The organism is Peribacillus sp. NPDC006672, assembly GCF_050274955.1.
Classification (GTDB): Bacteria; Bacillota; Bacilli; order Bacillales; family DSM-1321; genus Peribacillus.
Genome location: NZ_JBNNOR010000004.1, coordinates 270,513 through 283,887, shown reverse-complemented (window position 1 = coordinate 283,887; position 13,375 = coordinate 270,513). Strand labels below are relative to the sequence as shown.

The following is a 13,375-nucleotide window of genomic DNA, read 5'->3' as shown; positions in this document are numbered from 1 at the left end:
TTCGTGAATAATCGGACAAGCTAACATTAGATAAACAGTTTAACCTAAATAGCATTGAATGAAGGGGAGATACATCATGGGAAAAAAACATCGCAACCGTACCGGTTCACCGAAAAAGAATAACCATATTCCGAAAGCGGACATTATTGCAGAACATGAAGCGCATGGTAAAGAAAACTCTGCGAATAAACGTAAGAATGGCCCAGGTTCCAATACCGATTGATGAAAGTAATCTTAGTGACCGCTTAGCCTTTAGGGGCAGGGCGGTTACTTGTATTTCTTGCCATAAAGGGGTTCATCCTATATCTTAAAGAATGAATAACCATTGAAAGGAGATAGGATGATGAAAGCACTTGTCTTTGATAATTTCGGCGGGCCGGAAGTTCTTTCTATAAGGGAAAGTGAAGAACCTGAACATTCGAAATCAGCAGTGATCGTTCGAATGAAAGCAATCGGCTTAAATTTTGCTGATGTATATAGAAGGAAAGGGAATTATCATTTGGTGGGTGATCCCCCATTTATTTTAGGTTATGAAGGCGCGGGGGTCATCGAATATGTCGGGGAAGATGTTCATCATGTGAAAGCAGGTGATCGTGTCGGGTTTGCTGATGTTCCCCATGCCAATGCGGAGCTGGTTTCAGTTCCAGCCGATAAACTGCTACCGTTGCCTGAGGGCATTTCCTTTGAAACGGCCGCTTCCATTTTACTACAAGGATTGACTGCCCAATATTTAACACATGACAGCTATCCAGTTAAAGACGGAGAAACCATTCTGGTCCATGCCGCTGCAGGTGGAGTCGGCCAATTACTGACACAGATAATCAGGATGAAGGGCGGTCAGGTCATTGGCTTGACCTCAACAAAGGATAAAGCGGATGTTGCCAAACAAAAGGGTGCCGATCATGTTTTCCTTTACGGTTCGGACTGGATGAATTCCATTAAGGAAGTAACCGGCGGGAAGGGCGTTGATGTCGTTTATGAATCTGTAGGCAAAACCTTGCTGAATAGTTTCGAGGCGACAAAGACTGGAGGAACTGTCGTTTTCTTTGGAATGGCAGGCGGCGATCCGGAGAAAATCGATCCAAGAATGTTAATGGATACTTCCAAAGCTTTAATAGGTGGAGACCTCTGGAACGTCTTGACTTCCCATGAAGAAAGGAAAAGAAGAACAGCAGAATTGTTTGAATGGATCATGGCAGGAAAAATCTTCATCGAAGAACCGACTCTTTTTTCGCTGGAAAATGGGGCTGATGCACATAGACTTCTTGAAAGCAGGAAAAGTACGGGGAAAATATTATTAATACCATAAAAGATATAAGGGCTTTCCATTCTATATGGTAGGCCTTTTATAATGGCCTGCTGCACTCAACACCTTATTCATACTGATGATCAGTAACTTTTTCAGTTCCTTTATATAGGCCCATTCTTAGACCCTTTGATAGCTTATGCATTAAAACCCTTGCCATTAAAGGGGTTAAGGCCTGTTATTAAAACAACCTGCTGACCAAGTTCCCCTATCCACAAGACCTATATACAACACACGAATTCAGAGGAGAAATCCACAGTTGGCGATCCCAAAACCACAATCATCATTCTGCAATTCACAGTTGGCCTTCGTCCCCAAAGAAGACAAAAAAAAGAGAACGGATCCGTTCTCTTGGAAAACATTCGATTAGTCATATTAAAAGGCATGGGGAATTAGACTGAACTGAAATTAATTAGTCCGTGTGAATTTTAACAAGAGGCAATTGAGAGAACATCCAGACGCTTCTTTTGGATCGCGAAATAGGATTGGAGGGTTTCCTTTTTCTTTGTAAGAGAAAAGTTCCGGATAGCCGGGGCCACTGCATGATTGCCGAATTTAAGTGTCAAGGTCAACAGCCTGTCCAACTGGCCATAGGTATCGTTTCTAATGCGTGTCATATATTCAGCAGCGCTTCCATCTTGAGCACTTTTCTTTTTTCCTTCTGCCCTGAATTCTTCGGTCACTGTCTTTACACGGGAAATGAGCCATGACTCGCACCAGTCATTCAGCACATGGCGGATGAAGTCCGCTTGATGGTACTTATGGAGAATGGGTTCGATATGTTCAGCCAATTCCAAATCATTCACTTCCCGGCCGAGAGCTTTCTCAGAGATGTTCCTATGAAAATGAACGCGATCAAGCAAGCTTTTGATAGATTCTGCCTGGTGGGCATACTTTACCATCTGTTCCAATGTTTCATTGTAAATAATCTTGCTTAAATAAGCAGAGGCTTGTTTTGGTGCAAGCAGTAACTGCTTATTGGCAGGAAGGGCCTGGCCAAATTTCTTAAGCGAATGACTATAGACGAAACGGGCTAACTTCAGCAGTTCCTGTTGGACGCCATTGGAAATGCTTGGGTTTGCTGCTTCTTGTAGAAATGAGCGGAAAATGTATTTGCCGACCCGTTCCAATTCCCTGCATACAGAATCATTGATATGCCCAAGGAATCCAGAGTTAAAAACCGTTCTCCGCAACAATGTCCGTTCCGCCCTATTTTCCATATACTGCCCCAATACGCCTTCGTTAAAGGTGAACACCAGGACTTCTTTCTTTGAAAAAGCCCTGCTTGCAAAAGAAATCGTCACTAAATGGCCTAATGCGTCATGGACTGCATCGATTGCATCCAATAAGCGCTGCCTTGTGAATAGTGAGCTGGAATCAGGAACGATTTCACTATAATCAAATAGTACTGACTCAGACTTCAAAACGGACATTCGAAAAGCACCCATAAGAAGCAGCCGTTTTCCATGAATCGATAAGGTTTTGAAGGCATCGCTATAAAAGAAACGGTATTTCTTGCAATAACGGTCCGTTTTCCAGTCAAAACCAAGATTGCTTGCAGGTCCAAGGTTAAACTTATATAAAATATCTTCACCTTGATAAACAGGAACGAACACTTTTTGTAGTGGTCCTTGAGGTGCGGTAAATTTATTGATGATCTGCCTTAAGTACTTTTCTGTTGTTCCGACTCCGCAGGCCATCATATGAAGCGGGCTTTGAATGACCCCATCCCAATCACTGTGGAGCAAGGCGTACAAACACGTATCGAATTCAGTGGAAGACACATTTCTTAATAGGTATTGGTAAGTTTCTTCATAAATCATACGGTTTCGTCCCCTTTGGCATCAGCCTTTTTCTGGATTTTTCGTAACGGATGCTGTCACATTTCGTTTTATTGATATCGTTTCATGAAACGAGGTATCCATCTTAGATCGTCCGTTTAATGGTGCCCATTGTCCAAAACGGCATCTGCTTTCGCAACTGTTCATAAGTATGGCAAATCCTCTCTCCTGTCCCACTCCACACCGTAAGCTTCGATCAAGGAGTGAAGGTGTACCAGCAACAGGGCTTTTTGCAAGCAAATCGTTTTCGCCAAATCGGGGTTGATCCTCATATTCTTGATCGAGTATCGTATCCAATTCCATTTTCGCCCCTTCCGAATGGTTTGGATCGACCCACTGGTATATCTACATAGAAAAGGCCAATCTTCACCGTCTATATAAACATTAGAACGAAAAAAATAGCATCGTTGGGAAAAAAAATTTTGGAAGTTTTATGATATGGATGTAATATTATTTCGATATATTTAGAAAATAGTAAATTAGTTGTACAAAAGTGATAAAATGGTTAAATGGAAACATACATGACAAGGAGAGATATTTAAAACCATGATACTTTCACTACTCGTTTTCATCTTAAAAGGAATCTTATTGAAAATACCATTTGCCATATTGGGACTTTCCTTGATTCCGCAGAGATGGACAAACGCAATCACCAAAAAGGATATACCTTTTTTCATTGAACAGGTGCTGAGACTTTTAGTTTCTGCTGCCGTATTGTTTTTCGTTATCGATATTATGCTACTGGATCTTACTGCCACTGCATTCTTTTCGAGTTTTGCCATCATTCTTGGGATCATTCTCATTATTGATTCCAGAATGTATGTGTACAGTGCCAGGGAATCTTCAATAACCCGACGAAATCGGAAGGGAAACGAAGCTGCGAAGCAACCAAAAACACCTTGGAACGTACATTTCAACAGTTTGCTAGGTGTCGTTTTGATAGCAGCATGGGTCATCATGCTGTTTTACCCCATCACTTTTTCCGCTGATCTGCATGGATTGGCGAAAGTTGATAAGAAAAAAGAGCTGGAAGAAGTTCAAGATATAAAAACCATGCCGCTTGTTACAGTGAAAATGGCTGACGCAAAAGGCGATGCAGCGATTAATAAAATAGAAAATGCATCATATTTCACTGAAGGCGAATACCGTCTAACCAATATCAATGGTGAATTGACTTATACATCGCCCATTGAAATGGACGGGTTTTTGAAAGCAGGGAAAGCGGAATACACACCAGGTTATAATCTGATTTCCGCCGTATCGACGGATAAAGGGGCAAGTACTGTCAAAGGGAAGATGCTGTATGCTCCCTCACAGTACCTCGATCATGATTTGGAAAGAACGATCCGCAAGGCCTATCCGAATAAAGTCATCCATGATTCATATTTGGAACCGAACGAAGATGGAAAGCCTTTCTTCGTAGCTTCAGTCGGACATTATTTGAAATATCGCAGCGGTCCCGTAGTGGACGGGGTGGTAGTAGTAAATCCGGAAACGGGGGACACGAAATACTATCCTAAAGGAAAAGAACCTAAATGGGTAGATCGGACATACACATTGGAAACAGCCCTGGAATATTGGACCTACTGGGGAAAATATGTTCACGGGTGGAAGAACCAGTCCTTGATTGGGCCGAAGAAAGATGTCCTGATTCCTAATGAGGATAATATGCAAGTTACGTTTAACGAAAAGGGCGAATTGATTTATGTAGTGGACTTCACCAGGGCTAAATCAAAAGGCAACTCCAAAACCCTTGTAGGTTATGGTGTTTTCAATGCCAAAACCGGTGAAATGACGTACTATAAAGGCGTCACGTCCGTTCTGACTGGTAAGGAGGCAAAATCCAACGCAAATGCGAGTGAGTTTTTGTCTAAATATCCAGGGTGGAAAGCCACTAATGGAATTTTCTATACGATTTACGGTGCTCCCACTTATGTGATTCCGGTTACAAAGGGCAGCAAGTTTCAAGGTGTGGCGATCGTGTATGCCAATAGCGATAACCCCCAAGTGGTCTTTGGGAAAACGAAAGACGAAGCTTTCCGGAATTATAAAAAGCTGATTGCATCTTTAGGGAAAGTCAGCGGTGTAACGCCTCAAAAAGGATTTGAGATGAAAGAAATAAAGGGGAAAGTGACAAGGATCAACGATGCCAATCTTTCAAATGGATACTTATTCTATTTGATTGTAGAAGGCAATGGCAAGAGATTCTCAGTGGACCCCGGAGTCAATGAACTATCCGATGTTGTATTGACGAATGTAGGAGACCGGGTTGTGCTGAAAGTGATGGATATGGAAGAAGACGTCGTTCCAGTCGATCAATTCACTAATCTGGACTTACCAAAGAAATAAAAGCATGATTGAAGCATGAAAAAAAGCATTGGGTATCAGCAATGCTTTTTTTCATGCCTGGATTTAGAGTTCGATTGATTAACATTACAGGTCCGATAGTTTGAATGAAAGGATGGACTTCATATAATATCCCTTTTGAATGACGGCTTTTATTACGAAGTGCCCATTTATCCGTTTCCGCACCCGGTACAGCAATGAAGCGATTTCTTCTGCCGTCACAATTTGCTCGGGATCACCGATTCTCTCGGGCCATACATGCTGGACAATCTCTTCTTTTGAGATAAGGTTGTCCAAATTCTCATAAAGCAACTTAAAGCAAACGAATTCCTTAGTAGGCATTTTAATGGGTGCTTTTTCATTGATGATTACGGTCTGAAGGTGCTCATTGATAACCACGGTTTGCTGGATCTCAGGGTTAACCGGAGTGAAATCCCGCGTTAAATCGTTGTCGATGGAAATCATGAATTCAATCAATCCATTAATCAAAGTAATGGAATCCCCCGGTTCGATGAGACAGGGATGGCCTGGAACGAGCGGCATCTGATTCACCGAGGTACCGTGTTTGCTTGCCAAATCCTCAATGAGAAGCTGTCCTTCCTCCATATAAATCCGGCAATGTTCCCTGGAAACGAAGTCATTGTAAAGCTTGAAATCAGCTTTGGAGTGCTGGCTTGCACGGCCAATCAGCAGGCTTTTCCCTTCAAAAACATAGGCGAATTCCTCGGTTTGGCCTTTGTGCAAGGTTCTCAATACAACCTTGAAAGTTTTATAGATCATTCACTTTATATCCCCTTAAAAGTCTGAATATTTAGATTGTTTTTATAGATTTATCATTTTGGTTACATGGCTGTTTAATGAGTTCAATCATATAATTATAAATTATCATACGCTTACTTACTAACGAAAAATAAAAAAATACAAATTAGGCACACAGCCATTATAACTTAGAGGAATGACGGATGAAGAAAGTAACTCTATTTTTGCTGATAATTGCTTTGACTGTCGGAGGAGTGCTTTTAAGGCGTTTCCTCAAAGCCGGCCAGGCAGCACCGGAAGAAGTATGCGATGAAAATGTACCTTACGCTTGTGGAAAAGGAGTTGACCAAAGGTGAGTATGTGGAGAGATAGGATAAATGCCTTCAGCATCCTGCTGATGATCATTAGTATGATAGTATATATTATTTTTCCCCAGCCCTTTACCCTCATTCTGTACTGTATATTTGGCATTGCCTTTATTAGCCTGACTTTACTGAATTAAGACTACCCTTGAATGGGTGGAGGACGGAACAGAAGAGATGAAACAAGCCTGCCGAATCAATGGCAGGCTTGTTTTTGATGCAAAATGATTATGTCCCTTAGCTTATGAAAATATTTTTTATGATAACACATACCTATATTACCCATAATTGTAGTAATATTGCTTGAGGGGGAGATGGAGTTCCGACCGAGATGCAATTTTCCTAATTCATACATATTACACAGATTGATATAAATTATGGAGGTGTCAAATGTGTCTAAAGAAGTTATTTTTATTTTAGTTATAGTGTCTATGGCTATATCGGTTACGGTGTCTAGAGAGGCTGTAAAACCTTCAGAAGAAATAAACTGGCGGAAAATGTTAACATTACTGTCTGCTGTTTCTTTATCTGCATTAGTTATAACCATTACGCTTTTTCAAAGCCTGTCGTTATATTTCCGTTAAAAGGGGCTTTTTTATCTTTCCATTCCCATGATGGAGGCCACTAAAGTGAGTATTCTTCATGATTTAAAATAAGTAGGAGATTATAATGATGAAAAAATTAATAGTGCTAATAGGGTCCTTGCTGTTTGTACTAATCTTAATGAATGTTTATCCTGATTCAGGAACAATGGCACGTGATGGGATTCAAATTAATTCAACATATTTAAAAAACTCAAAAGAATTAGTGGCTGATATGAGTATCTCTGGCTATATTCATAAAAAGAAAACGCTAGAAATGAAAACTATTTTAAAAGAAAAAAATACAATTTCCATAGAGCAAACTGGTAGTGAATTAGAATATATAGTAATTGATTCAACGGGAGAAAAGGTAATCTCTGAAAAAATAATAGGAGATACAACTCGTTCATTTGAATCAATATCCGGAGAAGGAATCATCAAAATAGTACTAAATAGTGGGAACCATGATGCAAAGATTAGGATAAATGAAGCTGAACGTAAAAATGAATAGAGCAGAACTTTAAAACCATGAACTAATTCCGGCAGGGAGCGTAAACCGTATCACCCTTGCAAAAGCGGAACTGTGATTGACAAAGATATTATTAAGAAAAGAAGCAGGAACCTATAAGGGGACCTGCTTTGATTCATTCTAAGGGACCGCAATCCGTTTTATGAAATCTCGGGACTTCATGGATTTAACATGACTTTAAAAGAGCGATTTTTAATTGGAAACGGTATAATAAATTGGCAGAAGTAGACATTAATATGGACTGCAACCGAGTTTTATACCGTGTTTTAACTGAATCTTGAGAGAACGAACCTTTATACAAAAGTCAAAATAAGAAAAGGAGAAACCATGACTAATGAAACAGGATGGAATTTAGACAATAGTTATGCCCGTCTTCCGGAGAAATTTTTCACGAGCACAAACCCGACTCCTGTACGTTCACCGGAGTTGGTCATTCTCAATGAGAGTTTGGCTGGAACTCTTGGTTTGGACGTGAAAAAGCTACAAGGCGAAGATGGCGTGGCGGTGTTTGCCGGAAACGAGGTTCCTGAAGGTGCTTCGCCTCTTGCACAAGCATATGCTGGGCATCAATTCGGGCATTTTAACATGTTGGGGGACGGCCGGGCGATATTGCTTGGCGAGCAGGTCTTATCTGAAGGCGAGAGGGTCGATATCCAGCTGAAGGGTCCAGGAAGAACGCCGTATTCCCGCGGGGGCGATGGCCGGGCTGCACTTGGACCGATGCTGCGCGAATACATCATCAGCGAAGCGATGCACGGGCTCGGCATTCCTACCACCCGAAGTCTTGCAGTGGTGACGACCGGTGAAACGGTAATCCGTGAAACCGGGCTGCCTGGTGCCATCATGACCCGGGTCGCTTCGAGTCATCTTCGTGTCGGAACCTTTCAATTCGCTGCAAAATGGGGGACGGTCGAGGAACTTCGGACTCTTGCCGACTATGCAATTAAGCGTCATTTTCCAAAAATTGAAGCCGATGAAAGCCGTTATCTCTCGCTGCTAGAGGAAGTGGTCAAGCGTCAGGCTGAGCTCATTGCCCAATGGCAGCTGGTTGGTTTCATTCATGGGGTGATGAACACCGACAACATGACGATTAGTGGAGAAACCATCGATTATGGCCCTTGCGCCTTCATGGATGCCTATGACCCTGCAACAGTATTCAGTTCAATTGATACTCAAGGCCGCTATGCCTATGGTAACCAGCCGGTAATTGGGGGTTGGAATCTTGCGCGATTCGCTGAATCCTTATTGCCGCTGTTGCATGATGACCAGGATCAAGCCGTTACACTGGCCCAAGATAAGATTTCTGCTTTTAATGATCTGTATCACACTAATTGGTTAGCGGGAATGAGAGCAAAACTGGGGTTATTCAACGAAGAGACTCAGGATGAAGCCCTTATTAATGGAATCCTCGGTATGATGAAGAAGCATGGTGCCGACTATACCAATACGTTCCGTGCTTTGACCTTTGATAAAGTGGAGGATACGGTCCTTTTCGGGACACCGGAATTCGCTCAGTGGCAAGAGCTTTGGCAGGCGAGACTGGGCAGGCAGAAGGAATCGAAAGAAGCTTCGAATCAGTTGATGCAGAAAAGCAATCCTGCAGTGATCCCACGGAATCACCGGGTGGAAGAGGCTTTGGAAGCGGCAGTGGAACAAGGGGACTACAGCGTGATGGAAAGGCTTTTGGCTGTTCTTGCAAACCCTTATGCACACTGCGAGGAACAAGCTGAATACGCCGCACTGCCTGAGTCAACAAAACCATACCGGACCTTTTGCGGTACGTGATGATAAAACATGCATGGAGATTATGAAGGAGCTCCCGGGATTGAAGTTGATTCTTTGTCAACTTCATCCCGGGAGCCATTTTTGTTTATTTAGTAAAAAAGTTTTGTTTGAAGAATGTCCAGGGCACGCTCAATATCCGCTAAATCTTCTTTTGATGCATGCTGCAGCCGGCTTTGGAATCGGGATTCCACGATTGCAAAAGCCTCGTTCATCATCATTTCCCCCTCATTGGATAGGCGGATGTATTGTTTCCGTCTATCTTCCGAATCACTTATTTTTTCAATGAAATTCTTTTCGCTTAATTTTTTCAGTTCACGGCTCGTGTTAGGCATGGACATATGCTGACAGTCACTGATTTCACTTGGAGTGACAGGCTGACTGACTGTTATATATTCAAGAATATGATATTGAACCGGTGTGATGGAATCGGATTTAGCATTTTGTGTTAGTTCATGTGTCACTTGATGAACGGAAGTTGTAAATGTGACCCATTTATCAAAAAGAGCTTTTTTGTCCATAACTTTCACCTCTTACTGAGAAGATAACAAAAGTGTTGTCAAAATACAATTATCATTTGACAACAAAAGGGAGAGTGGTATATTATTGTTATCAAATGATAAGTAAATAGGGGGTGCGTCATGAACATGCTGGTCATTTACACATATCCAAATCATGAAAGCTTAAGCTATGCCTTTTTGCAAAAAGTCATCAAGGGAAGTAAGGAGAACACCAACATAAAGGAACTGCAGGTCTTGGATTTATATGAAGAGGGCTTTAATCCGCTCTTGGAGTTCAATGAGCATAAACGAAGGCGTGATATGCACCGTGATCCTCACCTTGAAAAATATAGAAATCAAATTACTTGGGCTGACAAGATTGTCTTTGTCTATCCAATCTGGTGGGGAAGACCTCCCGCAATGCTTATGGGATATATTGATCAATTATTTTCTGCGAATTTTGCCTACAGGGATAAAAAGGGATTGTTCCCAGAGGGTCTTCTAGAGGGAAAGTCGGTCGTATGTGTGTCCACGATGAAGGGACCTGCAAAGTATCCGCTTCTCTGGTTGAATGATGCACATAAAATATTGATGAAAAGAGCCTTATTCAATTTTGTTGGAATCAAAAAAGTGAAGTTTTTCGAATTCGGTAATATGGAAAGCCCAAAGGGGAAACAAACCCAAAAGCTAGAAAAGGTTTATCGGTATTTCAGAAAGGTGGCAAGCTAAGTTATTGCGTGATTGATAGAGGTACTTGATTTGGATATTTTACGATGAACCTTGATTTAAAGGGTAAGAGTAGTCTTGATTGATCAAGATTAAAACTCCATACAAACTAGATGATAATTGATTTTGCTTTTTGATTTCCACTCCAGGCACTCGCTTTCCGCGGGCGGTCCCCCCTCGGCGCTCTTGCGCCGAGGGGTCTCCCTTGGACGCGCTTTTCCCGCAGGAGTCTCGCACCTTCCGTTCAATTAACTTTGCTTTGAAGTATAGATAAAACCTCTTTTTTCTACAAACTGTCTTGATCTATAAAGATTAAGCTTTTTTTATTTGTTGTGATATGGACTCCTCTCAAGACCTGCCGAGCCAAATACACGCAGAGGTCACTTCTGAATATCAAATGATGATGAAAACATTTCAAAATAATCCATATAATCCTATACATTTATTCCATAATGAAAATATGGTATTTGTGGATGCATCAAGCTGCCGAGGCAGTTGCCAGGAGATCCACGCGCGCTGCAGTCATGGTCAATGGAAATCTTGTTTACGGTGGACTTGACGCGAAACCGGATTTCCTTTTTCTTTGGGTTTTGAAAGGCTAGTAAAAACAGGCTGTCAGCCGTGTCCGCTCCCGTATACTTTTACTTACTGGTGTTATTTGCTGAGGAAGTAATTTTTTTGCTATCATCTTTTAAGGACTTCCCTCCCATGTCATTATCGTTTTTGCCCTATATACTTTAAATGTAATTAATTCGATTCAAAAAAGGACTGGTTAACAATGCTCCTTATACAAAGGGGTTGGCTTCCGCTTTTTCCATTTGCCTGGTAATCGAGTCCAGCCAACAAATTAGCAGGGATCTGCAGCGTTTGTTATATTAATGGTAGCTCTGTTACTTTGCGTGGGATCTGCACCTTTATTCCGGCATGATGGACGGCAGTCATTAACATGGGTGTTGTCCTTTCGCCTTTGTTCAAGGGAAAGGCAATGGAACCATGTATTTACCATGATCTTTAAAAAGTATCATGTTCAAAGGAGATGGAATCTATGAAAAGTTGGAGATCTTCTGTGACTCTATTTTCTTCTTTTCAATGGTTGTTTTTTATTTTTGCCAATACGGTAGTAGTGCCAATATCGATTGGCGCAGCTTTTGATCTTCCTCCAAATGTTACGGAAATGACCATGAGAAGCTCGCTCATTTTCACTGGGATCGCTTGCGTGATTCAGGGGTGGAAGGGACATAAGTATCCAATTATGGAAGGGCACTCCGGACTACTGTGGGGAGTGATGTTGAATTTAGGGTTATCTGCACCATCCATAGGGCTCGGTTATGCTGAAATAGGAGGGGGAATAGCGACTGGCCTCATTGCAGCTGGTGTCGTGACCCTCATTATTTCTGCCTTCAACCTGATTTCTTATGTCCAGAAGATTTTCACTCCTATGGTCATGACCGTTTACTTATTCCTTCTGACGTTCCAGCTCATTTTTGTCTTTTTTAAGGGGATGCTGGGGATCACGGAGGATGGGGAAATTAACATCCCGGTCAGTTTCCTGTCATTGGGGATTGTCCTTTTAGTAAGTATTTTAAAGTTAAAAGGATCCAGAAATATTAGCAATTTCTCTATTTTGATAGGAATTATCGTGGGTTGGATTTTTTATTCGTTGATATTCCCAAATGCTGGTACTGGTGTAGGGTCAACAAGTGCCTCTTTTTCACTGTTCCCATTAGGTGTTCCAAACCTTGAATTCGGGATAATAGCGATTTCTTTTTTTGCAGGATTACTGAATTTGTGTAATACGTTTGCTTCCATTCAAGCCGCATCCGAGCTAATGGGGGATGAAGCTGACCACAAGCAGTATCGAAATTCTTTATTCATGACTGGCGGTTTTACCATTTTCGCTCCGGTGTTTGGCCTTGTTCCATATACACCTTTTACTTCATCCATTGGATTTTTGCAAAGTACTCAAATCTATGAGCGGAGGCCGTTCTTATTTGGAGGCATGCTGTTGACCATAATTGGACTCATTCCTCCTTTTATCTCTTTCCTGGCCACCATGCCCATAACAGTCGGGAATGCTGTATTGTTCGTCGCTTACCTTCAACTGTTTGGCACGGCTTTCAACAGCGTTAAGGGCCAGCATTTTACTTCAGACACGATATTCAGGCTTGCCGTACCAGTATTGGTCGGTGTGAGTTTGATGAATATCTTGCCTAATGCATTTTCGAGCGTTCCGACGCTTTTACAGCCCTTTTTGACTAATGGGCTCATAATGGGTGTATTGATATCTATAGTTCTGGAAAAATCAGTAAACTGGAAGCGCTATGAACAACTGCAGAATTAAGGTGACTTTCCATTTAAGCATATCGTGACGACCGATCGATATGGCTATACATAAATGATCCTCCATTGAAATAAGGAAAAGGAAAATGCCGAGTGACTTTTAAGAATCTTAATTTAAGAGGTGTGCATGAAAGCCGGAAGAATGTAACCTTCTGGTTTTCTGTTTTTTTATTTGTCTTTTAATGGTAATCAGGTATTTGTCGTGAACCGGTATTTGGTGAAAATAGGCTTTTTCTTCAGTGGCAATACCCACTCCCCTTACATATTTTGTTGAAGGGAGTACTTAATGTGGTATGGGTTCCC

At 41.6% G+C, this 13,375-nt stretch carries 13 protein-coding genes; 9 read left to right on the top strand and 4 right to left on the bottom strand.

What is annotated here, in order from left to right:
* Positions 1–76 precede the first annotated feature (76 nt).
* Positions 77–223 carry a hypothetical protein gene (locus tag ACQKKK_RS09240; protein ID WP_427615743.1) on the top strand — a complete coding sequence of 49 codons (147 nt, stop codon included), beginning with the start codon at positions 77–79 and terminating at the stop codon, positions 221–223.
* A gap of 120 nt (positions 224–343) precedes the next feature.
* Positions 344–1,309: a quinone oxidoreductase family protein gene (locus ACQKKK_RS09235; RefSeq protein ID WP_427615848.1), complete on the top strand. Its 966-nt coding sequence runs from the start codon at positions 344–346 to the stop codon at positions 1,307–1,309.
* A 425-nt stretch (positions 1,310–1,734) separates the two neighbouring features.
* Here the strand turns inward: ACQKKK_RS09235 and ACQKKK_RS09230 are convergent, their stop codons facing one another.
* Both ACQKKK_RS09230 and ACQKKK_RS09225 read right to left on the bottom strand, forming a co-directional pair.
* Positions 1,735–3,129 carry a hypothetical protein gene (locus ACQKKK_RS09230; protein WP_427615741.1) on the bottom strand — a complete coding sequence of 465 codons (1,395 nt, stop codon included), beginning with the start codon at positions 3,127–3,129 and terminating at the stop codon, positions 1,735–1,737.
* A gap of 21 nt (positions 3,130–3,150) precedes the next feature.
* A complete protein-coding gene (locus ACQKKK_RS09225; protein ID WP_427615740.1) occupies positions 3,151–3,450 on the bottom strand; it encodes a hypothetical protein in 300 nt (99 codons plus the stop codon).
* A 243-nt stretch (positions 3,451–3,693) separates the two neighbouring features.
* On the opposite strand from ACQKKK_RS09225, the gene ACQKKK_RS09220 reads away from it, so the two are divergent.
* Complete coding sequence (locus tag ACQKKK_RS09220; protein ID WP_427615739.1) at positions 3,694–5,496, top strand: hypothetical protein; 1,803 nt, start codon at positions 3,694–3,696, stop codon at positions 5,494–5,496.
* Positions 5,497–5,580: 84 nt separating this feature from the next.
* On the opposite strand, the gene ACQKKK_RS09215 is transcribed toward ACQKKK_RS09220, so the two are convergent.
* Positions 5,581–6,273: an FHA domain-containing protein gene (locus tag ACQKKK_RS09215; protein ID WP_427615738.1), complete on the bottom strand. Its 693-nt coding sequence runs from the start codon at positions 6,271–6,273 to the stop codon at positions 5,581–5,583.
* Positions 6,274–6,455: 182 nt separating this feature from the next.
* Between ACQKKK_RS09215 and ACQKKK_RS09210 the strand changes: the two genes are divergently transcribed.
* The 4 genes from ACQKKK_RS09210 to ACQKKK_RS09195 all read left to right on the top strand — a co-directional run bounded on the left by ACQKKK_RS09210 (position 6,456) and on the right by ACQKKK_RS09195 (position 9,509).
* Positions 6,456–6,608, top strand: a complete 153-nt coding sequence (locus ACQKKK_RS09210; RefSeq protein ID WP_427615737.1) for a hypothetical protein — start codon at positions 6,456–6,458, stop codon at positions 6,606–6,608.
* 398 nt (positions 6,609–7,006) lie between these two features.
* Positions 7,007–7,198 carry a hypothetical protein gene (locus ACQKKK_RS09205; protein ID WP_427615735.1) on the top strand — a complete coding sequence of 64 codons (192 nt, stop codon included), beginning with the start codon at positions 7,007–7,009 and terminating at the stop codon, positions 7,196–7,198.
* 85 nt (positions 7,199–7,283) lie between these two features.
* The gene (locus ACQKKK_RS09200; RefSeq protein WP_427615734.1) at positions 7,284–7,706 is read left to right on the top strand and encodes a hypothetical protein; all 423 of its coding nucleotides are present in this window, start codon (positions 7,284–7,286) and stop codon (positions 7,704–7,706) included.
* A gap of 345 nt (positions 7,707–8,051) precedes the next feature.
* Complete coding sequence (locus ACQKKK_RS09195; RefSeq protein WP_427615732.1) at positions 8,052–9,509, top strand: protein adenylyltransferase SelO; 1,458 nt, start codon at positions 8,052–8,054, stop codon at positions 9,507–9,509.
* Positions 9,510–9,598: 89 nt separating this feature from the next.
* Here ACQKKK_RS09195 and ACQKKK_RS09190 read toward each other — a convergent pair whose 3' ends face one another.
* Positions 9,599–10,027, bottom strand: a complete 429-nt coding sequence (locus ACQKKK_RS09190) for a MarR family winged helix-turn-helix transcriptional regulator (protein ID WP_427615731.1) — start codon at positions 10,025–10,027, stop codon at positions 9,599–9,601.
* Positions 10,028–10,147: 120 nt separating this feature from the next.
* Here ACQKKK_RS09190 and ACQKKK_RS09185 point away from each other — a divergent pair, with 120 nt between their 5' ends.
* Entirely contained in the window at positions 10,148–10,735 is a 588-nt protein-coding gene (locus ACQKKK_RS09185; RefSeq protein WP_427615730.1) for an NAD(P)H-dependent oxidoreductase, read from the top strand.
* Between the two features lie 1,042 nt (positions 10,736–11,777).
* The gene (locus ACQKKK_RS09180) at positions 11,778–13,073 is read left to right on the top strand and encodes a uracil/xanthine transporter (protein WP_427615729.1); all 1,296 of its coding nucleotides are present in this window, start codon (positions 11,778–11,780) and stop codon (positions 13,071–13,073) included.
* Positions 13,074–13,375 lie beyond the last annotated feature (302 nt).